Source organism: Leclercia sp. 1548, from assembly GCF_050435045.1.
Taxonomy (GTDB): Bacteria; Pseudomonadota; Gammaproteobacteria; order Enterobacterales; family Enterobacteriaceae; genus Enterobacter; species Enterobacter adecarboxylatus.
On record NZ_JBNDJP010000007.1, the window covers coordinates 191,461 to 213,235 of the forward strand.

Below are 21,775 nucleotides of genomic sequence, written 5' to 3' on the forward strand. Positions count from 1 at the left end.
ATAAGCGTAGCGCCATCAGGCCTCAGTATCAGGCGAGCAAGCTCTGCAACGCCTGGCGATCCGCCATCGTTATATCGTGGGGATGCTGATACCCGATGTTCTCAATCGCCTGGGTATACAACGCCACCAGCCAGTCATAGACATAAGCGGTCGCGGCATGCACCGGCTGCTCTCCCAGACGGGTTAAGCGGGGTGCGCTGCTGTTGACCGTTGGCGTCACAAATACCGGCTGCCCCTTGCGGATGCGGCTGGCTGGACGATCAGAAGCAGGCGTCTGGGCATAGCCAACCCAACCGATGAAATTCCCCAGCGCGGCATGCAGCTGCGCGGCGCTGCTTTTATCGGTATCGACAATTTTCTTCAGCTGGGCGAGCAGATTCAGACGGTAGCTGGCGATCACCAGGACATCGCTAATCTGTTGCAGCACCGCGTTATCCAGGCCGAGACGGCTGGCGACAGCCTCATCCCGGCTCCACTGACGCAGGTGATTCACCCAGACGAGATGGGCGAGACGCGCTTTGTCCGTCGGCTGCCATATCTCATCCGTTTCCTGAGCGCTGTCAGCAAACAGGTCGATGGCATCGGTAAACAGGCCATTGACCTGCTCTTCCCGCGGCTGCTGTACGGCGAGCAGCGTTTCAAACGCGCGCAGCGGTGGGAGTAACCCTTCCAGCAGCTCCCCGTGGCGGGCAGCGCTTCCTTGCAGGGTACGCACCATGGCTTCGGCGGCGCTGCGCTGCGCGGCAGGCTCCTGGGTCAATGGCATCAGATATCCCTGCATAAGCTGATGCAGTTCCCGCTGCTGGCGCTGGCGCAGCGCCAACAGGCGCTTCTGGCGCTGGGAGGGCAAGGTCGCCTGGGACAGCCACTCGATCACTCGCTGCATGCTACTGCTGTCCAGCGCCTGCAGAGTGCCCCAGTGCTGGCCGGGTTTGCCGAGCAGCTGTTGCGTCGCTTCGTCGAGGTTAGTGCGGCGGGTAAAGCGCGTATCCTGCGGCGTAATCGCCCACACCAGCCCTGGCAGGGCTGCATCGTCTCCCGGTTGGGTCGCTTTCACCCAGTTCAGTAGCGTTTTGGCGGTTTTTGCCGTCTGGCTGTGATGGGCGGTGGCGTTGCAGATCACCAGCACATCCGGCTGCAGATGCTGGCGATAGTGTTCCAGTAACCACGCCTGCTTCGCCTGAGCCAGCGGCTGATCGGGCTGGGCCGAGGGGGCGGGAATATCAATGATATCCACGCCTGACAACGCGCTGTTTTCGACGGGCAGGATCAGCTCCCGGGTTAGCAGGGCCAGCACGTCCAGCGGAATGCTGATGGCGTTAAGTAACTCGCCGTTGTGCAGGGGATGCAGCACCGCCTGTTGCACGTCCGGCAGGGCGATATCCCCCCGGGTGAGGAAACCTTCGGTCGGCAGGCCAAAATTGTCCACCAGCAGGCTCAGCGGCGCAGCCAGCACCTGTGCATGACTGGTCTGGTGCAGAATATGCGCCAGCTTCAGCCACTGCTGCGTCAGCTCCTGCTGTTCGCCCCACAGCAGCGACCAGACGCTGGCGCGGGTGCTCAGATCCAGCGACGGCAGCAGCAGGGCAAACTGGTGCCACAGGGCATCGTCCATCTGCCGGGACGCGGCGGGTACCGTATCACGCCAGTAGTCGGCGATAGTCCCAACGTCGGCGGCGGTGATCCCCGGTACGCTCTGGGGTTGACGCAGGGCGCGCCACTTCTCCAGTCGCGCTTCGATCACGGTCTTGTCCACCGCGGGCAGCGTGGCGCGGGCAAGGAATACCTGCACCAGTTCCGCCTCGGTAAGCAGGCTCAGGCGCAGCGGAAAGGCGTCGTCAACCACCTCTGCCGCCGTCGGGCTGAAGCGCAGCGCCATGTTGGTCAGGGCATGGCCCGGATTGATATGCGAAAAGTAGTCAAAGGTGCGCTGGCCGATAATCACGTTCATGCGCTGATTATCGCTACCGCACAGCGTCGTGAGCAGGTGGGCTTTCGCCGCCTGGGAGTGACCATATAACCCGATGGTGCTCCCGGTGGTCAGCGCCCGCGCAATCGCGTGCTCCCGCGCGTTGGCCACTGCCAGGCTCGCCAGCAGGGCATCGGCGTCTTTATCGAGGATCGGAGCGTGCTGGCGCGTTGTGTTGATCCACCCGATTAACGCCTGAGTTGTGGTCGTCGTGGCTGTCATTTCAGGTATACGCTCCCGCTGTCGATCCAGTAATGGCTCCCGCTGTGTCTGCGGTCGGCCAGGGTATTCAGTTTAAAGGTCAGGGCATCAGGCGGCACCGGCGTACCGTCCTGCAGCCAGGCATCGCTCAGCTCAAAGGCTTCCGGGCCTTCGTGTCGGGTGCCGCCGCGCAGCTGCAGGCGCACGTTCAGCACGCCGTCTCCGGCGATGGATTTTGCCAGTTCCGCCGAGTTAATGCTCAGCGTATAGAGCGGGGTGGCCGGCCAGCGGGCGTTTGCCAGCTGGCGGAACCCGAGGGTCACGTTGCCGCGCAGCGGGAAGTGCAGGCGGGTATCCAGCTTCGCTCCCGGCTTGTCGAGATCAATATCCTGATACCAGACGTTCTCGTCGCGCAGGGTGTTAATAGTGTTATCCAGCACCCCTAAGTAGCGCACGGTCGAGTACGCGCCGATATCCGCCGCCTTAAAGTTAAAGCGCGGCAGGCGCAGATCAAGCGCCAGGCTACAGAGCATCGCCCCGACAGCCGCAGTGGATTTCGGGTTGCCGATGCGCCCCTGCTGGCTGAACGGGTACCACTCATGCACCCGGTACTTATCCAGCCACACTATCCGGCTGACAGGCACCGGCTGCAGATGGCGGATCAGCGCCTGTACCCCTGGCAGACAGCCAGGACGCCCGGTGATCAGCAGAATATCGCAGGCGTAATGGGAAATGGCTTCCGCCACGGCGTGCAGCGGCGCGGCCAGGGTAAAGTGCCCGGCCAGCATCGCATCCTGCATCTCGCGGAAGTTGACATGCAGCGGCACGGCGAACAGGTCGAACGGCTCAGCGCCAGCAGGCAGGGCGTGTTCGATGGCCTGCTGCAGATAGTTCATCACGTTGCGCGTGGGCTTGCGGGTCAGCAGATCGCCAAAGGTGGCGTGCAGCCCGTCGAGCGGATCGTCGATATCGCTGGCTTCCCAGGCTGCGAGGATCGCATGTCCAATCGGCATAAACAGCTGCAACGCCGTCTGCTGGCGCAGCACTGCCTGGGTGTCGATGCGCCCCGAGTCGCCAAACAGCGAGGCCATCAGCAACGAGGCATCAGCAATGCCGGATTTTTGCAGCTGCGTTTGCAGGGCAGGCAATACGTAACGCTGGATCACATCCAGCAGGGTGTCATCGCCCGCCACCTTAAAGCCTTCGCGGAACAGCAGCTGCGGCGTGATTTTGACGTTACTGCCAGAACCGTCGTCGAGCTGGTAGTGGGTGATCGCCATATCGGTCGTCCCGCCGCCGATATCAATCGAGGCCACGCGCAGGGCGCGACCCGGCGCACAGCCTGGCTCTGGTTCGCGATCCGGGCGGGCCACGGCCGCGAAGAAGTCTTCGGTCTGGCCGTTGTAATGGGAAATGGCTTCGTTATAGAGCCAGACCAGTTGGCCGCAGCTGGCTTCGTCCCACTCCATCTGGATCTCCGGCACCGGAACCACGCTCTTCTCCTGCTGCTTACGGCTGGAGAAATCGTCATCCTGCGGGTGCCAGCCCATCGCTTTCCAGACGATGGCAATCGCCTCGAACATGCGGCGGCGGAAGATTTCACGCTCCTGCTTCGGCATGGCCGAGGGCAGGGTGAGGATCAGGGTGCGCAGCTGACGCGGCGAGGCCGGGAAGCCCAGACGCAGACGGGTAGCCACGCTGTTGATCTGCCCCAGCGCTTGCGCCAGCAGTTCGCACAGCATATGGGTCATCAGGGTGCTGCGGCTGTACTGCGGCGAGAAGACCGGCAGACGCTCATCCTGTGGCAGGGTGAACAGCGGCTGGCCATCATCGTTCATCAGGTTCATCAGCGGGAAGGCGGTCGCCAGCGGCTCGCGCTGGGTTTTGCTGTTCATCTGGCTGAAGCGCCAGTCCTGCACCACCGGGGTTTCATCCCACAGGTAGCGGCGCGGGCTGGAAATGCCGCTGTTGCCTTCCGTGCCCAGACGCTGGGTCGCCAGCTTCCGCGCTTCGTCGCCGACGCGCACGATGGACGGCCAGACAAAGGCATCTTCGCGGCCGCTCTCCACCGAGAAGTGCTGCTTGCCGAAGCGGGCTTCGGAAAACTCCAGACGGCTGGTAAACAGCGGTTCATTAAGGAACTGCGGCTCGCTCAGGGAGCGCACCTGCAGCTCGGCGGTCTGACGCAGGCCGTCGTTGGCGTCGCCGTGATCTTCGATGATCACGCCGCAAGTATGGGTGTTACCCACATCCAGAATCAGATCCACCGGGATAGCCGGGGTGCTGAGGGTATGGGTAACGAATTTCACTTCCGGCACCGTGAGCTGTTCGCCCAGCATGGCCAGGATGTTTAGCCAGTGCGCCTGATACTCAAAGTTACGCATCGCCAGCTGTAGCTCGCGTTCGGCGCGGTTCTCCACACCAGTGGCGTACTGGGTAAAGGCTTCACGCAGCCAGCCGTCAATCCAGGTTTGATCGAGGAAGTTCGCCACCTCATCATCGCGCCAGGCAAGTGCGAAGCGGGTGCCATTGAGAATGTCGTTCTCCACCGGCGACAGGGCGCTGGTGGCGTGCGCGGCAATCTGGCTGTCTAGCGCCAGGGTCACACGGTGGCTGTTCCCGGCGTTGTCCGGGGTATCGAGCTTGCGCACCTGCACCCGTGCCCAGTTATCCGGGCCATCAACAAAGGTGCGTGGCGGGTTAAAGCGGAAAAACGGCAGCGGCAGCCAGACGCCGTCCAGCACCGCCAGCGACTGCTGGAGTAGGATAGTGCTTTCGGGTTTAACCACTTCCGGTTGTCCACCGCCTGTGGCAGGCAGGGTGTAGCGGCCATTCACCAGATCGAAATCCAGGCGCAGCAGGGGGCCGTTGGCCGTTTTACGCACGAAGCGTCCACTCTGGGCGGAGTCTTGCGGCGTCAGGCCAAAATCAAGAAACTGCACGCCACTGTTCGCAATCAGCGTGACGCTCTGTTTGTAGTCGCAAAGATTTACCAGCATAGGATCACGCACCTGCCTTCCTGAATGTCAATGGAACCACGGTTTTTGCGTCGTAGCGCGCGCTGCATTCCGCCACATCATTCGTACCGGCTTTACAGGTAATTTCCGGCATCGGATAGCGGGAGCCATCGGTGCAGCGGGCATTGCCACGGGTTTTAATCAGCAGCTCACCGTTGCTGTGCAGCCCGGAGAAGACCTCCACGCGGCAGACGATGTTGTCACCGTGAACGACGCGGGCCGTCCCTTTATTGTTTTGAATCTGATAGCGCAGTGACGGTGGCTTGCCGGTGATCGGGTCAGTCACATCCAGCATTACCCGCCAGCTGCCGTTAAGAAAACGGGTCGAGCCGGATTTCACCTGACTGGCCTCCATTACCATCGCCTCTCTCGGGATCGCGGTAATCACCACCGGCTCAGCCGCGACTGGGGTCGGATCTTTTGCTGCGACCACTTCCGCCTGATGCAGGGGTAAATTCAGCGGCAGGGGTTCAACGACGGCGACCGGTTCAGGCTCGATGGCCACCGGGGCGGCCGCCACGGTTTTAACCGGCTCTGGGGCGGGTGCGTGCTTCGGCCACATCAATGGGGCGGCAACGGCGGCCATCACCACGGCGGCGACCGGCAGGGACCACAGCGGAACGCGGCGTTTTTTGGCCGCTACGGCCACCGGGGTCGGTTCCGGCTCTGGCGCTGGCTCGCGAGGGGTCATCACCGGGGCGGGATGCGCCTCGTAGAGATCGTCAGTGGTGATATGGACCTTCGCCGGGGCGGCAACCAGCGGTTCATCGGCTTTTTCAAAGACGAGAGCCGGTTCCGGCTCGGGTTCTGGCTCCTCAACCGGGGCAGGCATTGGAACCGGCAGCAGGGAGGCGCGCAGGCAGTCGAGAACATCCTCGCGCGCATTTTCATTGAGATTTACAAAACCCCAGAAGGTGATCACCGGTTTGCCATCCACCAGGAACAGGAAGTTCTCCCCCGGGAACTGAAACGCTTTTGACAGCAGGGAACCAAACAGTTGCTGGGCGGTTTTTGGCGACTGGAGCGATTTTTTGCTCAGGGACTCCACGCTGGACAGGGTGCTTTCCAGCAGGCGCAGCGCCCGGAAGCGCGCATCTTCATCGGCGGCTTTCCAGCTGATAACGGTGCCTTCCGTGGGGGAGTACCAGTCAACCCGGTCGCCTTCATCATTGACCTGCGGGATCGCCAGGGTTTCGACGATCGACTGCTGTTTGCGCAGGCGCAGGGCCTCACGGATTTGCAATGCTGATTCAAATACGGCCTGTCCGCCGCCGCCAACGGCCTGAAAATCATCAAGATTGCCGCTGCGTAAAAGGGTTTTTGCCACGATTTGGTCCCATAGACTTTTTCACGCGTCTACTTTACGAAATCTGAGGGCAAGCAAACGGCAGAAGAGACGGCAAAAGGGGCGATTTCTTACAGCATTGAGGCCGCGGAAAGTGCTTGACGTTGAATGTACCTTAAGGCAAATCACTGTTTCGCTGCTGGTGAGAAAATCAGCGGAAATAACTGCTTTAGAATAACCTGATAGTGTTTCGTTATTTGCCAGGGAACAGTGGCTGTGCTGTTATTACCATTCCATATAATAAAACCAAACAGGTAATAACTATGTCCACAGGGAAAACTCTCCTCGCGCTGGCATTAAGCGCGCTGTTGCCGGCAGGTGCCGCATGGGCGGCCAATAACGACACCATTATCTACTGCTCAGAGGCCTCGCCTGAGTCGTTTAACCCGCAGATTGCCAGCTCCGGCCCGACCTTTGTCGCCAGCTCGCAGGTGCTTTATAACCGTCTGATTAATTTTGATCCGGTGAAAAATACGCCGGTGCCGTCGCTGGCGGAATCCTGGACCATCTCACCGGATGGCAAAACCTATACCTTTACCCTGCGCAAAGGGGTGAAGTTCAACAGCAACAAATTCTTTAAACCGACCCGCGACTTCAATGCCGATGATGTTATTTTCTCGGTGCTGCGTCAGAAAGACCCTAATCATCCGTATCACAAGGTGTCACAGGGCAACTACGAATACTTCAATGACGTCGGCCTGGATAAACTGATCCAGGAGGTGAAGAAGGTGGATGACACCCACGTCCAGTTTGTGCTGAGTGAACCAAATGCCGCGTTCCTTGCCGACTGGGGGATGGACTTCGCCTCGATCCTGTCTGCGGAATATGCCGACGCGATGATGAAGAAAGGCACCCCGGAGAATGTCGATACCTGGCCGATCGGTACCGGCCCTTACGTGCTTCAGCAGTATAAAACCGACTCGCTGATCCGTTATCTGGCTAACCCGAACTACTGGGATGGCGCGGTGCCAACCAAACATCTGATCTTCTCCATTACGCCTAACGTCGAAACCCGTCTGGCGAAGCTGCAGACCAATGAGTGCCAAATCATTCCTGCGCCATCGCCGGTGCAGTTTGATGTGATCAAGAAGAATAAAGATCTGACCCTGCACTCGGTGGATGCGCTGAACGTCGGCTATCTGGCGTTTAACACCGAGAAAAAGCCGTTTGATAACGTACTGGTGCGCCAGGCGCTGAACTACGCCACCGACAAAAACGCCATTATCAATGCGGTATTCCTCGGTTCCGGTACGGTCGCGAAATCGCCGATCCCGCCGAATATGATGGGCTTTAATAAAGATTTAAAAGACTACGGTTACGATCCTGAAAAAGCGAAAGCGCTGCTGAAACAGGCCGGGCTGGAGCAGGGGGCGGAAGTGACGCTCTGGTCAATGCCGGTGCAACGTCCGTACAACCCGAACTCACGCCGCATTGCCGAGATGATCCAGAACGACTGGGCGAAGGTGGGCATTAAAGCGAAAATCGTTTCGTATGAATGGGGCGAATATCTCTCCGGGATGCGTAAAGGCGAGCACGACAGCGCGCTGTTTGGCTGGATGTCGGATAACGGCGACCCGGATAACTTTGCCGATGTGCTGCTGGGCTGCGACAGTATTAAAACCGGCTCCAATGCCGCACGCTGGTGCGACAAGGGCTATGATGACCTGGTGAAAAAAGCGAAGCTCACCAGCGATCCGGCAGACCGTGCGAAACTTTACAGCCAGGCGCAGGAGATCTTCTACCAGCAGGCCCCGTGGATTGCTCTGGCTAACGGCAAAACCTTCTATGCTACCCGCAGCAACGTCAGCGGATATAGCGTGAGCCTGATGGGAAGCGATTTCTCGAAGGCGAAATTAAACTGAGTGGAGTGCGGTCTTAACCCTTCACTCTGACCCCTCTTCCCCTCGGGGAGAGGGCATAAATCCCAGGCCCGGCCAGCGTAACCCGCCGGGCCAACAACTAAGGAGTGACAATGTCACATTTAGAGGACGTCATTGCCCGCGTGGATGCGGCGGTAGCCGAAAGCGTGATCGTGCATATGAACGAACTGCTGATTGAATTAAGCGAAGACAACGAACTCAGCCGTGAAGATCGCTATGTTCAGCAGCAACGTCTGCGCACGACCATCGCCCATCACGGCAAACACTATAAAGAGGAGCAGGAAGCCCGCCAGGAGGGCCTGACCAAAGGCGGGGTGATCCTCTGACGTCAGAACTGGCGCCGTGCAACTAGCCAGGCGCCAATCACCAGCAATACTGCGCCACACACCGGCCCAATCAGCGCCCTCAGTGGCACGCCCTGGCTGCGCACCACGTCCATCACCAGGCCACCAATCAACTGGCTGGCAACCAGCACCGCAATGGTCGTGGCCGCCCCGACATACTGATACCCGCTGATGCTGGCAAAAACGAAAAACGATCCCAGCAGGCCGGGAATTAAAGTCCACCAGCGCACCGTATGCACCAGCTCGCTGAACCCGGCAACACCGTTTTTAATCAGCAGGATCGACACAAAGAGCACAATCCCCACCAGCGAGTTAAGCAGCATGGCGATAAGAATGGTGCTTGAGGTCTGGGTGATGCGCACCATCAGGGTATTCTGCACCACCAGGCCAATGCCTGCCGCCACCAGAAACACCAGCGTCAGGGACTGATTCATCCGATGGCGTCCGGGTCGGTGCGATCGTCCAGCTGCAGCTGCATAAAGGTCAGGTCGAGCCAGCGGCCAAACTTGGTGCCCACCTGCGGCATCTGGCCGGTGGTCACAAACCCCAGGGTCTCATGCAGATGAATGGAGGCGCTATTCTGCGCTTCAATGCCCGCCACCATCACGTGTTTGCCAATGTGGCGCGCCTCCGCGATCAAAGCCTTCATCAGCGCGCGGCCAATGCCTTTGCCCTGATGACCGGGGTGAACATATACCGAGTGCTCAACGGTATGACGGAAGCCATCAAATGCGCGCCAGTCACCGAATGAGGCATAGCCCGTCACCACCTCGTTCTCCACGCTCACCAGCACCGGATAGCCGGCCAGCTGACGCGCTTCAAACCATGCAATACGGTTATCGGTATCGACCGTGGCATCGTTCCAGATCGCGGCGGTGTGCAGAACCGCATGGTTGTAGATTTCACCGATGGCGGCGCAATCCTCTTTGCAGGCGTGACGAATAATCATGGAGATCCTCTGGGTGGGTGTGTTCACTATAGTGGTACATAACGTCACAATATTACACAGGTTGGCTGACTTATCGCTACGCTATAAGCCATATCTTTTTGTTATGAAAAAAGCACCTTGTAATCCATTACTTACACTATAGTATTACGCGATGAATACTATGCCAGACAATATCAATGAACGGATCAGCGCCCGCATCCGACTGGAACGCGAATCCCGCGGCTGGTCGCTGAGCGAGCTGGCGGAACGCGCCGGTGTCTCCCGGGCGATGATCCATAAAATTGAACGCTCAGGGAGCAGCCCGACGGCCACGATGCTGGCCCGGCTCTCCGGCGCGTTTGGCATCAGCATGTCTACGCTTATTGCCCGTGCGGAACTGCAGGAAGGTAAGCTGTTGCGTTTTGCCAACCAACCGGTCTGGCGCGACCCGCAAACGCACTATCTGCGGCGTCACGTCTCACCGCGCAGCGATCTCCCTATCGACCTGGTGCAGGTTGAACTTCCCGCTGGCAGCGATGTGCCCATGCCTGCCTCTTCTTATGCCCTTGCACGTCAGCTGATCTGGCTGCAGTCGGGCGAACTGGTCTTTCAGGAAGGCGATACCCGGCACGAAATGCGTGCCGGGGACTGCCTGGAACTGGGTCCGCCGAACGACTGCCGTTTTATCAATGAAAGCCCTGAACCCTGCGTGTATCTGGTCGTGCGGCTCAATCAATCCGGCTCATAATGCAAAGGCAGGCAGAGGGATCTACAGCTAGTCTCTAAGGACATTTGTGTAAAATGGAGTGAGTTATGAGTCAGCCTTCTGTATCAAACCGTCGTTGGGTTCTCGCCTCGCGTCCACAGGGCGCGCCGGTTGCCGACAATTTCCGTCTGGAAGAACAACCTGTGCCTGCGCTTGCTGACGGGCAGATCCTGCTTCGTACCATCTGGTTGTCGCTGGACCCTTATATGCGTGGCCGCATGAGCGATGCGCCGTCCTACTCGCCACCGGTTGAGATTGGCGCGGTGATGGTGGGCGGCACGGTCAGCCGCGTCGAGCAGTCGAACCACCCGGACTACACCGCCGGTGAATGGGTACTCGGCTACAGCGGCTGGCAGGAGTATGACGTCTCCGACGGCAGCGGGTTGGTCAAGCTGGGTGATAACCCGCAGCACCCCTCCTGGGCGTTAGGCGTGCTGGGCATGCCGGGATTTACGGCCTACATGGGTCTGCTGGATATTGGCCAGCCAAAAGAGGGCGAAACGCTGGTGGTGGCTGCCGCGACCGGTCCGGTGGGCGCAACTGTCGGGCAGATTGGCAAGCTGAAAGGCTGCCGGGTCGTGGGTGTTGCCGGTGGGGCGGAGAAATGCCGCCACGCAACCGAGGTGCTGGGCTTTGACCAGTGTATCGACCACCATGCCGACGATTTCGCCGACCAGCTGGCGCAGGCCTGCCAGGACGGGATCGACGTCTATTACGAAAACGTCGGCGGGAAGGTGTTCGACGCCGTGCTGCCGCTGTTAAACACCGGCGCGCGCGTTCCGGTGTGCGGTCTGGTGAGTGGATATAACGCGACCGATTTGCCGGAAGGCCCGGACAGACTGCCCTTGCTGATGGGGACGATACTGAAAAAACGTATTCGTATGCAGGGCTTTATCATCAACCAGGACTATGGACATCGCATTGAAGAGTTCCAAAAGGAGATGGGCCGCTGGGTTAACGAAGGCAAAATCCACTATCGGGAGCAAGTGGTTGATGGGCTTGACAATGCACCAGAATCGCTAATCGGCCTGCTGGAAGGTAAGAATTTCGGCAAAGTCGTGATACGCGTCGCGAAGGATAACGAATAGTACTTGTAAGGGCGGGTAAAACCGCCCTTAAGGGCTATGCAAAAATCCGAATAACGTCTTTAATAATACATGTCTACAATAACTCATCCGCAAAAAAGACGGATGAGATACCTAAAGAAATTTATTAATTTTAGTTCTGTTTTTATGCGGTCAAGAATACCAGGCATGCAGATACAGGATATATCATCACGCGTCGCTTCACGCCTTTTGCCCATTGGGAAAAGGCGTTTTGCATCTGTTACAGGAATTGAACATGCTTGATTTGGATAATATAGAAAAAGCGCAGCGCATGAGTCTGACGACTCAGGTTGAAGTGGCGCTTAAAGGGGCGTTAATTGCCGGTTCACTCAGGCCAGGGTCACGTCTTGTGACGAAAGAGATTGCCGATAAATTAGGCACCAGTATCACTCCGGTTCGTGAAGCATTACTGCGGTTGGTCTCCGCAGGCGTCTTACACGCTGCACCGGCTCAGGCTTTTCTGGTGCCAGAAGTGACTCAGGTAGGGTATGACGAAGTCAACAGGATCCGTCGGGAGCTGGAGATGATGGCGGTTGCCGCAGCCTGCGAACGCATGACGGACAGCAAGCTTGATGAGCTTCGTAAACTCAGTGAGGCGTTTCACGACGCCATGAGCAGCAACGATGTGGAGAAATCCCTGGAGGCAAACCGCATCTTCCGCTTTACCCTGTACAAGCAGGCAGAAATGCCTACCCTGTGCGCGCTGATCGAACAGCTGTGGATGCGGATCGGACCCTGCTTTAATTACTTTCACGATCAGGACATCGACCTGCCCGCTGCCAGCTATCGCTACGATGAATTACTCGACGCGCTGGAAAAACGTGATGTGGAACGGTGCCGCGCGGCTGTCGCCGACGTCGTGGACAAAGCGAACAGCCTGATCATGCAGCAATATTTAGCGTAATACGCAACCGTCCGCGAAACGCTCTTTTTTAATATTACCGCTTCGCTTGTTTATTCCCGGCAGACGATCGCCTGCCGGGAAAATTAATTACTCAAAGCGGTAAGAGATTGCCAAACCGACGCCATAATTACGTCCTGGCGCTGGCTCGTAATAACGTCCGTTAGACTCATTAACGATGACCGAACCGATATATTCTTTGTCGAACAGATTATCCACGCGGCCAAAGACGTCCATTCCCCAGTTACCCACATTCAGCTTATAACCGGTGTTCAGCCCTACGACAGTATAAGAGGGCGCTTTGGCGGTGTTTTCGTCATCGGCCTCGATATCGCTCATGTAACGCACATCCGATCCTGCATACCAGCCCTCTTCAGGCTGCCAGCCAAAGGAAGCATAGCCCATATTGCGCGCAATGCCTGGCATCCGGTTGCCCTCACAGTCTGCAGCACCGCACACGTTGCTGCGGTAGGTCGCATCCAGCCAGGTCCAGGCCATTTTCAGCTTCCAGTTTTCGGCAAACTGCTGGTCAAGAGAAAGTTCCATCCCCTGGCGACGGGTTTTACCGGCGTTTTTGTAGCTGGTGCGCCCGCCTGAGCTGGCGTCGACAACGATCTCATCGTCAGTGTCGGTGCGGAACAGCGCCGCAGTGAACAGGCCATTGCCGATCCGCGTTTTGCTTCCCACCTCATAAGTATTGTTGGTGGATGGCTTCAGGCCGAAGTTCAGGCCGCTCTGGTTGTCGGAACGGTAGGAGAGTTCGTTGATGGTCGGGGTTTCAAAACCACGGCCAGCAGCGGCATAGACGTTCCAGGCATCGGTGACGCGATATTTCAGCGCGCCTGCCGGGAGCCACTTGTGGTAGCTGGCCTCACCGCTGTCATCCCCGTTGGCTCCTTGCACATAGTGATCGTTTGAGTCGAACCACACGGAGCTGTAGCGTACACCCGCGTCGAGGGAGAGCTTTTGCGTCAGCTGCCAGTTCGTTTGCAGGTAGGGATCGACGTTCCACATGAGGTTGCGCTCATCGCGGCGTTTCGCCCCTTTAACGCCATAATCCGGCGCGCCGTTGTTCATCACGAAGTTTTCATACCCGCGACGATTTTCGCTCAGGTTTTCGTAGTTCAGGCCGGTGGTGAACGTCATCGGCACCAGCAACTCCCCACGGTGGGTCCAGCGGGTGTCGATCCCCTGATAGTGGCGCTGCATGTCGATCACGCCGCCAGCATGCGTTGGCCGCAGCTGCGGCTGGTAGGGGATTGACTGGTACTGGGTCATCTCACGTTCGCCCGCGTAGGCCATCACGCTGAGGTCGTCCTGCGCGCTCAGCTGACGCTCATAGCGCAGGCCCGCCTGGGTCTGCTTAATAGTTTTGCGGGTGTTGTACTGATCCCCGCGCGGGGACTGGCGTGGGTTATCCCGCCACTCCTGATAGTCCAGTCCGCCGGGATCGTTGGCTTTCATATCGACGCTGTTAAAGATCAGGCTCAGCTTGCTGGCGTCATCGATGCGCACGCCCAGTTTGGCGTTGGCGAGGTTTTTACGCGCTCCGCTGTGATCGCGATAGCCGTGGGTGGTGAAGCGGGTGGTGGAGACGGTGTAATCCACATCCCCAGGCTGGGTGCCGTCGCCCATCGCGCCGGTGGCCTTCATGCCGTAGCGCCAGCTACCGTAACTGCCGTAATAGCTGCTGGCCTCCACGGTGGTGGGCTGACGTCCGGTTTCGGTGGTCATATTAATCACGCCGCCCGAGGCGTTGCCGTACAGAGCGGAAAACGGCCCGCGCAGGACTTCCACGCTTTCGATGCTGTTGAGATCGATATTCGAGGTTTGCCCCTGACCGTCTGGCATGGTGGCCGGAATACCGTCCACATAAAGACGAATGCCGCGCACCCCGAAGGTGGAGCGGGCGCCGAAACCGCGGGTGGAAAGCTGGAGATCCTGAGCGTAGTTCTGGCGGTTCTGGATCTGCAGCCCCGGCACGCTGCCGAGTGATTCGGAGAGGTTAATACGCGGCGTGGCCTGGCGTATATCATCGCCATTGACGACGCTAACCGCAGCAGGGGTATCCAACTCAGAGAGCGTTTGCGGCGACGCGCTGACGATCATGGTTTGCTCTTCTGCCGCCATAGCGGCGACGGGAGAAAAAATAACGGGAACCAACAACAGAGGAAGTGAAACCTTACGGGCAGAAATGATTTTCATGAATACAACCGGTTAAGGAAAGAACGAACCAAATGGAACATGTGCCTGTATGGTAAATCTTTTGTAAATATATTGAAAACCATAACAGCACATAGCGTTAAGCAAAGTGTAGGTTAAATCAGCGGATAGGCCTGTGACGATCAAGAATTACTCCACATTGCGATAAATAATGATTACTATTCTCATCCATAATCAGGCGAAGCGATGACTTTGTCGGCCGGAAGCGATGTCAGCGATACCATTTACGTTAAAAGGGAGTTGTTATGAATTTACGTCACCTGTGCTCGCCGCGTCTGCGTGGCTCACTGTTATTAGGTTCGCTGCTGATTGCCGGGACCTTTAATGTTCATGCCGCCGAAGAGATGCTGCGTAAAGCGGTTGGTAAAGGCGCGTATGAGATGGCCGTCAGCCAGCAGGAGAACGCGCTGTGGGTCGCCACCACGCAGAGCCGCAAAACCGACAAGGGTGGGGTGGTTTACCGTCTCGATCCGCTGACGCTGGAAGTGACACAGGCCATTCATAGCGATCTGAAACCTTTTGGCGCGACCATCAACAACGCCACCCAGACGCTGTGGTTCGGTAACACTACCAACAGTGCCGTAACGGCGATTGACGCGAAAACCGGTGACGTGAAGGGCCGTCTGGTGCTCGACGAGCGTAAGCGCAGCGAAACCGTTAAACCGCTGCAGCCGCGTGAGCTGGTGGCAGATGACACCACCAATACCGTCTATATCACCGGCATCGGTAAAGAGAGCGTGATCTGGGCAGTGGACGGCGAAACGCTGAAGCTGAAAGAGACCATTACCGGCACCGGCAAGTTCAGCACCGGCCTGGCGCTGGATGCGCAGGCTAAGCGCCTGTACACCACCAACGGTGACGGCGAGCTGCTAACCATCGACACCGCGACCCACAAAATCATCGCGCGCAAAAAACTGCAGGACGACGGGAAAGAGCACTTCTACCTGAACCTGAGCCTCGATGTGAAAGGCCAGCGCGCCTTCATTACCGACTCTAAGCAGCCGGAAGTGCTGGTGATCTCCCTGAAAGACGGCAGCGTCATCAGCAAAGTGTCCGCCCCGGAATCCCTGGCGGTGCTGTTTAACCCGGCTCGCGATGAAGCCTACGTCACCCACCGTGAAGCGGGCAAGGTGAGCGTGATCGATGCGAAAACCTACAAAGTGACCAAAACCCTCGACACCCCGACCTTCCCGAACAGCCTGGCGCTCTCCGCCGACGGTAAAACCCTGTTCGTTACGGTGAAGCAGAAATCTTCCCGCCAGCAGGAAGCCACCCAGCCGGATGACGTGATCCGTATCGCGCTGTAAGGCCTGTTTTCCCTCTCCCGTTGGGAGAGGGATCCCCCCCAAAAAAATGGCACGATTGGCTCCCTCTCCTGATACTGGCACGGTCGGCTGCCTCTCCTGATACTGGCACGGTCGGCTGCCTCTCCTGATACTGGCACGGTCGGCTGCCTCTCCTGATATTGGCACGGTCGGCTGCCTTTCCTGATACTGGCACAGTCGGCTCTCTCTCCTGATACTGGCACAGTCGGCTGCCTCTCCTGATATTGGCACGGTCGGTACCCTCTGCTGATACTGGCACGATAGGCTCTCTCTCCTGATACTGGCACAGTCGGCTCCCTCTCCTGATATTGGCACGGTCAGCTCCCTCTCCCCTATGGGGAGAGGGTTGGGGTGAGGGGAACATGCGCCTCAGGTGGCGGTTCCGTTCACCTTAGGTTCTGCACTTCTCTGCCAGCCGCGTCACCCGTGAACGTGTGAAGGGGGCTCGCCGCCGCCCCCTTCACAATCCCGGCTCCCGGCCAGGAAAATCGCCGCTTCGCGGTGCACTCAGCTTATTCCTCCAGGCTTTCGGGTCGGGCACCAGCCTGCATCCCTGCAGGCTATGCCCTCTCGGCGCGTCCCTGCGCCTCGCCCCGGCCTTACGGAAACGCTTCGTCGATTTTCAGCCGGACAGGGGAGTCGCTGTAAGTCTTTTAAAATACTGTGATGATTTTATTGCTTTGAGGGCAGTAAAATTACTGGGGATCTTTCAGCCCGGTGGGTTAGGGAGAGAGCCAGGACCGCCTGCCGCCGGGCAAAGAGTGCCGATATACACTCATGTTATTGCGGACGCTGGCACAGGCCGCTTGCCAGCTCCGTGAACACCGCAATGATCGCCGGTAGCGCCTTCTGCGGGTCCGGGCTGGCTGCTATCCAAAGCGCGGCATTCATGGCGGCGCTGTTTAACATATAGGCCGCGGCGTCAGCGTCCACGGTTTTGATCACGCCGCGTTCGAGCAGTTGGGTAAGGGTCTGGCGGGTGGATTCAAGGCAGCTCAACTGCCCCGGCCATTGAGCGGGATCGCCCAGAAACGCCGGACCATCAAGCAGAACGATTCGTCGCACTTCAGGGTCGAGCGCCATTTTGATATAGGCGACGCCTTCCGCTAGCAGTTTCTCCCAGTCATCTCCCGCATCAGCGGCCTCAGCCTTCGCCTGTTGCGCCATTTCGCCGTCCATCTGGGCGACAACGGCGGCGAGAAGCCCCTTTTTATCTCCAAAATTGTGGTAGAGCGCCCCGCGGGTAAGGCCCACGCTGGCGGTGAGTTCATCCATGGATGCCGCGGCAAAGCCCTTCTCGGCAAAGGCTTTTCGCGCTGCCATAAGCAGTTTTGCGCGGTTCTCTTCCATCTTTTCGCTGCGGCGTTTAACAACCATAGGTTCTCCATCTTCATTTGACATACGCGGCGTATGTGTGATTAATTTGACATACGCCGCGTATATTAAAGCATTCGTATGCGCTGCGCTTTACGTTTTTCACCCTTGATAATGTACAGGATACCTTATGATCCAGCGCGAACCGGTTTTCCCCGCCAACCGACATGCTCTTTATGAAGAACACGGTTATTCTGCCGCCATCCGTTCCGGCGATTTACTGTTTGTGTCCGGCCAGGTGGGCAGCCGCGCCGATGGCACGCCGGAGCCGGACTTTGCCGCTCAGGTGCAACTTGCGTTCGATAACCTGAAAGCGACGCTGGCCGCGGCGGGGTGTACGTTTGATGATCTGATCGATGTCACCACCTTCCATACCGATCCGCAAAATCAGTTTGCAACCATCATGCAGGTCAAACAGGCCATTTTCCCCCATCCGCCATACCCGAACTGGACAGCCGTGGGCGTAACCTGGCTGGCTGGATTTGATTTCGAAATTAAGGTGATTGCCCGGGTTCCTGCGCAGGCCCGTTAGGGCCGGGCAAGCGCAGCGCCGCCGGGAAAAGCGGGGAGCACATATAAAAAACGGTCACCTGAGTGACCGTTTTGTTTTTTATCTGGACGTCTCTTCCACCAGCGGACTGTCACGATTTTCATCGTCCGGGTGTTTCGGCGCGGTGCTGTGGATCTCATGCACGCGCTTACGCACGCCAAACCAGCCAGCCACCAGCAGGACGGCCAGCAGAGGGATAGTGGCGATGGTATAGGTGCCGTTCGGGTAGTCGAACGCCATCAGAACCAGGACGCTGAACAGGAACAGCAGGGTCAGCCAGGAGGTCACCGGGGCGCCCGGCATTTTGAAGCTCACTTCCGCCGCGGTGCCTGCTTTAATCGCTTTGCGCAGACGCATCTGGCACACCACGATAAAGGCCCAGGAGGCGATGATGCCCAGTGCCGCAACGTTCAGTACAATCTCAAATACCTGCGATGGCACCAGATAGTTCAGGAACACGCCAAAGACGTAGACCACCAGGGTCGCCAGAATGCCCGCATACGGCACCTGCTGCTTGCTCATCTTCGACATAAACTTCGGCGCAGAGCCGCCCATCGACATGGAGCGCAGGATACGGCCAGTAGAGTACAGGCCGGAGTTCAGGCTGGAGAGTGCCGCGGTCAGGACCACGATGTTCATGATGCTGCCTACGTAAGGCACGCCGAGCTTCGAGAAGAAGGTGACGAACGGGCTTTGTCCCGCCTGATAGGCGTTCCACGGCAGAAGCAGCACCAGCAGCACGACGGAGCCGACATAGAACAGGCCGATACGCCAGATCACGCTGTTGATCGCTTTTGGCACCATGTTCTCTGGATCTTTACATTCGCCCGCCGCCGTACCCACCAGCTCGATGGAGGCAAAGGCGAACACCACGCCCTGGACCAATACCAGCGCTGGCAACAGGCCGTGCGGGAAGAAACCGCCGTTATCGGTGATCAGGTGGAAGCCGGTCATGTTACCGTCGAGCGGTTTGCCGCTACCGAGGAATACCGTACCGACGACCAGGAAGATGACAATCGCCAGCACCTTAACCAGCGCAAACCAGAACTCCATCTCGGCGAACCATTTCACGCCGATCATGTTCATGGTGCCGACAATCGCCAGCGCGCCAAGGGCAAACACCCACTGCGGCACATCGCCAAACGCGCCCCAGTAGTGCATGTACAGCGCTACCGCGGTGATATCCACGATCCCGGTCATCGCCCAGTTAACGAAGTACATCCAACCTGCAACATAGGCCGCTTTTTCACCGAGGAACTCACGGGCGTAGGAGACGAAGCTGCCGCTGGAGGGACGGTGTAACACCAGTTCGCCCAGGGCACGCAGGATAAAGAAGGAGAAGATACCGCACACCAGATAGACCAGTGCGAGGGCCGGGCCAGCCATTTGCAGACGGGCGCCTGCACCTAAAAACAGCCCCGTACCGATAGCGCCGCCGATGGCGATCATCTGCACCTGACGGTTGCCCATCGCCTTGTGGTAGCCCTCTTCGTGGGCATTCAGCCAGCGACGTTTCGCAGCGTGATGATCGGCTGCGCTTTTATTGCTTGTTTTCATTGAGTTACCTGTTTACCTGTCAAAATCACTCTCATGATGTCCGTACCCGGCAGTCGCAATACAAACGATTGCTCATGCACGGAAATGCGCTGCCTTTCCAGTCATTCTGCGTATGGATAAGGCAAAAACATGGCGAAGCATCCTACCTGCAATTAATGATCGACGCAAAAAATAACGGAGTGAAAGTGATATGTATCGAACTAAATTTTTCGCCGCCACGATTTATGAATCCTGCTCATAACCACAAGCATTTGTCGGCTGTAGTACGCATAAATAAATGTGCCTACAGTAGAGACGATCAGACAACGACCCTTGAGGTGAAAAATGCAACAACGGCAACTGGGTAAAAATGGCTTAACGGTCTCAGCGCTTGGCTTCGGCTGCATGGGACTGAGCCACGGCTACGGTCCGGCCACGGATAAACAGCAGGCCATCGCCCTGATTCGTGCCGCGGTGGATAAAGGCGTGACCTTCTTTGATACCGCCGAGATCTATGGCCCGTATCTCAACGAGGATGTCGTGGGGGAAGCCCTGGCCCCGGTGCGTGACCAGGTAGTGATTGCGACGAAGTTCGGGTTTGATTGCGAACAGCCCGGCCAGGTGCTTAACAGCCGGCCAGAACATATCCGCGCGGCGGTGGAAGGGTCGTTAAAACGACTGAAAACGGACGTTATCGATCTCTATTACCAGCATCGTGTCGATCCTGATGTGCCGATTGAAGAGGTGGCGGGTACCATTGCCGATCTGATTGCTGAAGGCAAAGTGAAGCACTTTGGCCTGTCGGAAGCCGGCGTGGAAACCATCCGCCGCGCCCACGCGATCTATCCGGTGAGCGCTTTGCAAAGTGAATATTCCCTGTGGTGGCGCGAGCCGGAGCAGGCCATTCTGCCGCTGCTGCAAGAGTTGAATATCGGCTTCGTGCCGTTCAGCCCACTCGGGAAAGGTTTTTTGACCGGGACGATTAACGCTGCCACGACCTTTGACAGCAGTGATTTTCGTAACCAGGTGCCGCGCTTTAGTGAAGCCGCGCGTCAGGCCAACCAGCAGTTGGTAGAGGTGGTGCAGCAGCTGGCAGCAGAGCAGGGCGCGACGCCTGCGCAAGTGGCCCTCGCATGGCTGCTGGCGAAAGCGCCATGGATTGTGCCGATCCCCGGCACCACAAAATTGCACCGACTGGAAGAGAACCTCGGCGCGGCAGGCGTGACGTTGTCACCAGAAGCGCTGAACCACATCAACCAGACGCTGGCGAACATTGACGTGGTAGGCGATCGTTATCCGCAACACTTGCAGGCACGGGTCGGGAAATAAACTAGGTTCGACGTAACGCGTCGACCAGCAGGGAAAAGGCGGTGGTGTGCTGGCGGCGGCTGGGGTAGTAAAGACGGTAGCCATCAAACGCCGGGCAGAAGGCTTCCAGCACCCGCACCAGTCGGCCCTGGCTGATAGCGTCCTGGACCGTATCTTCCGGGACGTAAGCCAGACCCAGGCCAGCCTCAGCAGCATCCAGGCGCTGGGGCAGGTTATTCAGGGTTAACTGCCCGTCCACCCGCACACGGATCTCCCGCCCATCACGGGTGAACTCCCAGGCATAAAGACCCCCGCGCGTGGGCAGACGCATATTAATGCAGCGATGATCGGCCAGTTGCTCGGGGGTTTGCGGCTCTCCGTGCCGGGCGAAATAACCCGGGGAGCCGACAACGGCCATCCGCATGTCCGGGGCAATCCGCACCGCAATCATATCCTTCGCCACCTGTTCGCCCAGGCGCACCCCGGCATCGAAACGCCCGTCGACAATATCCGTCAGGCCGTTATCCACCGTCACTTCCACATTGATATCCGGGTACTGAAGCATAAAGGGTTTCAACACCGGCCACAGGACCGCAGTCATGGCGTGCTCTCCGGCAGTAATACGGATATTGCCTGCCGGTTTGTCGCGCATGTCGCGCAAGGCGGTTAGCTCCTGTTCAATCTCCAGCAGGTGCGGGCTGAGGCGCGTAAACAGCTGTTCGCCCGCTTCGGTGGGCACCACGCTGCGGGTGGTCCGGGTCAACAGGCGCATATCAAGACGAGCTTCAAGGTTCCGCATGGCGTGGCTGAGGGCTGACTGCGATACGCCCAGTTGGGCCGCTGCGCGGGTGAAACTGCGCTCCCGGGCGACCACCATAAATGACAGCAGGTCGTTAAAATTATCTTTAAGCATCGCAGCGCTCCCGATATATGAATCTGGCTCATGGTTCCTTTCTGATTATGCAGTCTAATCCTCGTCCCGGTCTTAGGCTACTGTTTAGT

Annotated in this window: 17 protein-coding genes; 8 read left to right on the forward strand and 9 right to left on the reverse strand. The window is 58.2% G+C overall.

The window, feature by feature from the left end:
• Positions 1 to 28 precede the first annotated feature (28 nt).
• The 3 genes from ABIE02_RS18620 to ABIE02_RS18630 are packed head-to-tail and all read right to left on the reverse strand — an operon-like array spanning position 29 to position 6,514.
• The gene (locus ABIE02_RS18620) at positions 29 to 2,191 is read right to left on the reverse strand and encodes a virulence factor SrfC family protein (protein ID WP_429211408.1); all 2,163 of its coding nucleotides are present in this window, start codon (positions 2,189 to 2,191) and stop codon (positions 29 to 31) included.
• On the reverse strand, positions 2,188 to 5,169 hold the full coding sequence (locus ABIE02_RS18625; RefSeq protein ID WP_077227846.1) for a virulence factor SrfB: 2,982 nt from the start codon (positions 5,167 to 5,169) through the stop codon (positions 2,188 to 2,190). The genes ABIE02_RS18620 and ABIE02_RS18625 overlap by 4 nt, the downstream gene beginning before the upstream one ends.
• Before the next feature lie 4 nt (positions 5,170 to 5,173).
• A complete protein-coding gene (locus tag ABIE02_RS18630; RefSeq protein ID WP_200142559.1) occupies positions 5,174 to 6,514 on the reverse strand; it encodes an SrfA family protein in 1,341 nt (446 codons plus the stop codon).
• A 281-nt stretch (positions 6,515 to 6,795) separates the two neighbouring features.
• On the opposite strand from ABIE02_RS18630, the gene ABIE02_RS18635 reads away from it, so the two are divergent.
• Positions 6,796 to 8,394, forward strand: coding sequence for an ABC transporter substrate-binding protein (locus ABIE02_RS18635; protein WP_032618140.1), 1,599 nt, complete (start codon positions 6,796 to 6,798; stop codon positions 8,392 to 8,394).
• 110 nt (positions 8,395 to 8,504) lie between these two features.
• A complete protein-coding gene (locus tag ABIE02_RS18640; protein WP_200142557.1) occupies positions 8,505 to 8,738 on the forward strand; it encodes a YdcY family protein in 234 nt (77 codons plus the stop codon).
• A 2-nt stretch (positions 8,739 to 8,740) separates the two neighbouring features.
• On the opposite strand, the gene ABIE02_RS18645 is transcribed toward ABIE02_RS18640, so the two are convergent.
• Together ABIE02_RS18645 and ABIE02_RS18650 are read right to left on the reverse strand one after the other, a co-directional pair.
• Entirely contained in the window at positions 8,741 to 9,190 is a 450-nt protein-coding gene (locus ABIE02_RS18645; protein ID WP_059307865.1) for a DMT family transporter, read from the reverse strand.
• Complete coding sequence (locus ABIE02_RS18650; protein ID WP_059307866.1) at positions 9,187 to 9,705, reverse strand: GNAT family N-acetyltransferase; 519 nt, start codon at positions 9,703 to 9,705, stop codon at positions 9,187 to 9,189. The genes ABIE02_RS18645 and ABIE02_RS18650 overlap by 4 nt, the downstream gene beginning before the upstream one ends.
• Positions 9,706 to 9,856: 151 nt before the next feature.
• Between ABIE02_RS18650 and ABIE02_RS18655 the strand changes: the two genes are divergently transcribed.
• From ABIE02_RS18655 to ABIE02_RS18665, 3 genes are all read left to right on the forward strand, one after another.
• Entirely contained in the window at positions 9,857 to 10,432 is a 576-nt protein-coding gene (locus ABIE02_RS18655) for a helix-turn-helix domain-containing protein (protein ID WP_032618144.1), read from the forward strand.
• A 65-nt stretch (positions 10,433 to 10,497) separates the two neighbouring features.
• Positions 10,498 to 11,538 (forward strand): NADP-dependent oxidoreductase, encoded by a 1,041-nt coding sequence (locus tag ABIE02_RS18660; RefSeq protein ID WP_077227833.1) that lies wholly within the window; start codon positions 10,498 to 10,500, stop codon positions 11,536 to 11,538.
• 253 nt (positions 11,539 to 11,791) lie between these two features.
• A complete protein-coding gene (locus ABIE02_RS18665; protein WP_032618146.1) occupies positions 11,792 to 12,460 on the forward strand; it encodes a GntR family transcriptional regulator in 669 nt (222 codons plus the stop codon).
• Positions 12,461 to 12,547: 87 nt separating this feature from the next.
• Here the strand turns inward: ABIE02_RS18665 and pqqU are convergent, their stop codons facing one another.
• Positions 12,548 to 14,662: a TonB-dependent receptor PqqU gene (gene pqqU, locus ABIE02_RS18670; RefSeq protein ID WP_032618147.1), complete on the reverse strand. Its 2,115-nt coding sequence runs from the start codon at positions 14,660 to 14,662 to the stop codon at positions 12,548 to 12,550.
• A gap of 263 nt (positions 14,663 to 14,925) precedes the next feature.
• On the opposite strand from pqqU, the gene ABIE02_RS18675 reads away from it, so the two are divergent.
• Positions 14,926 to 15,987, forward strand: a complete 1,062-nt coding sequence (locus ABIE02_RS18675) for a YncE family protein (protein WP_150871004.1) — start codon at positions 14,926 to 14,928, stop codon at positions 15,985 to 15,987.
• 798 nt (positions 15,988 to 16,785) lie between these two features.
• On the opposite strand, the gene ABIE02_RS18680 is transcribed toward ABIE02_RS18675, so the two are convergent.
• Positions 16,786 to 17,382, reverse strand: coding sequence for a TetR/AcrR family transcriptional regulator (locus ABIE02_RS18680; protein WP_144838006.1), 597 nt, complete (start codon positions 17,380 to 17,382; stop codon positions 16,786 to 16,788).
• Between the two features lie 127 nt (positions 17,383 to 17,509).
• On the opposite strand from ABIE02_RS18680, the gene ABIE02_RS18685 reads away from it, so the two are divergent.
• Positions 17,510 to 17,911, forward strand: a complete 402-nt coding sequence (locus ABIE02_RS18685) for a RidA family protein (protein WP_032618151.1) — start codon at positions 17,510 to 17,512, stop codon at positions 17,909 to 17,911.
• 78 nt (positions 17,912 to 17,989) lie between these two features.
• On the opposite strand, the gene ansP is transcribed toward ABIE02_RS18685, so the two are convergent.
• Positions 17,990 to 19,486 (reverse strand): L-asparagine permease, encoded by a 1,497-nt coding sequence (gene ansP / locus ABIE02_RS18690; protein ID WP_032618152.1) that lies wholly within the window; start codon positions 19,484 to 19,486, stop codon positions 17,990 to 17,992.
• 324 nt (positions 19,487 to 19,810) lie between these two features.
• Between ansP and ABIE02_RS18695 the strand changes: the two genes are divergently transcribed.
• Positions 19,811 to 20,794, forward strand: a complete 984-nt coding sequence (locus tag ABIE02_RS18695) for an aldo/keto reductase (RefSeq protein ID WP_336994581.1) — start codon at positions 19,811 to 19,813, stop codon at positions 20,792 to 20,794.
• A 1-nt stretch (position 20,795) separates the two neighbouring features.
• Here ABIE02_RS18695 and ABIE02_RS18700 read toward each other — a convergent pair whose 3' ends face one another.
• Positions 20,796 to 21,686 carry a LysR family transcriptional regulator gene (locus ABIE02_RS18700; RefSeq protein ID WP_336994582.1) on the reverse strand — a complete coding sequence of 297 codons (891 nt, stop codon included), beginning with the start codon at positions 21,684 to 21,686 and terminating at the stop codon, positions 20,796 to 20,798.
• Between the last annotated feature and the right edge of the window lie 89 nt (positions 21,687 to 21,775).

Excerpts from the sequence above, each read along its gene's own strand:
- ABIE02_RS18685 (WP_032618151.1), top strand. The coding sequence starts at position 17,510 with ATGATCCAGCGCGAACCGGTTTTCCCCGCCAACCGACATGCTCTTTAT.
- ABIE02_RS18625 (WP_077227846.1), bottom strand. The coding sequence starts at position 5,169 with ATGCTGGTAAATCTTTGCGACTACAAACAGAGCGTCACGCTGATTGCG.
- ABIE02_RS18640 (WP_200142557.1), top strand. The coding sequence starts at position 8,505 with ATGTCACATTTAGAGGACGTCATTGCCCGCGTGGATGCGGCGGTAGCC.
- ABIE02_RS18675 (WP_150871004.1), top strand. The coding sequence starts at position 14,926 with ATGAATTTACGTCACCTGTGCTCGCCGCGTCTGCGTGGCTCACTGTTA.
- ABIE02_RS18645 (WP_059307865.1), bottom strand. The coding sequence starts at position 9,190 with ATGAATCAGTCCCTGACGCTGGTGTTTCTGGTGGCGGCAGGCATTGGC.
- ABIE02_RS18700 (WP_336994582.1), bottom strand. The coding sequence starts at position 21,686 with ATGCTTAAAGATAATTTTAACGACCTGCTGTCATTTATGGTGGTCGCC.
- ABIE02_RS18695 (WP_336994581.1), top strand. The coding sequence starts at position 19,811 with ATGCAACAACGGCAACTGGGTAAAAATGGCTTAACGGTCTCAGCGCTT.
- ABIE02_RS18650 (WP_059307866.1), bottom strand. The coding sequence starts at position 9,705 with ATGATTATTCGTCACGCCTGCAAAGAGGATTGCGCCGCCATCGGTGAA.
- pqqU (WP_032618147.1), bottom strand. The coding sequence starts at position 14,662 with ATGAAAATCATTTCTGCCCGTAAGGTTTCACTTCCTCTGTTGTTGGTT.
- ABIE02_RS18655 (WP_032618144.1), top strand. The coding sequence starts at position 9,857 with ATGAATACTATGCCAGACAATATCAATGAACGGATCAGCGCCCGCATC.
- ABIE02_RS18665 (WP_032618146.1), top strand. The coding sequence starts at position 11,792 with ATGCTTGATTTGGATAATATAGAAAAAGCGCAGCGCATGAGTCTGACG.
- ansP (WP_032618152.1), bottom strand. The coding sequence starts at position 19,486 with ATGAAAACAAGCAATAAAAGCGCAGCCGATCATCACGCTGCGAAACGT.
- ABIE02_RS18620 (WP_429211408.1), bottom strand. The coding sequence starts at position 2,191 with ATGACAGCCACGACGACCACAACTCAGGCGTTAATCGGGTGGATCAAC.
- ABIE02_RS18635 (WP_032618140.1), top strand. The coding sequence starts at position 6,796 with ATGTCCACAGGGAAAACTCTCCTCGCGCTGGCATTAAGCGCGCTGTTG.
- ABIE02_RS18680 (WP_144838006.1), bottom strand. The coding sequence starts at position 17,382 with ATGGTTGTTAAACGCCGCAGCGAAAAGATGGAAGAGAACCGCGCAAAA.
- ABIE02_RS18660 (WP_077227833.1), top strand. The coding sequence starts at position 10,498 with ATGAGTCAGCCTTCTGTATCAAACCGTCGTTGGGTTCTCGCCTCGCGT.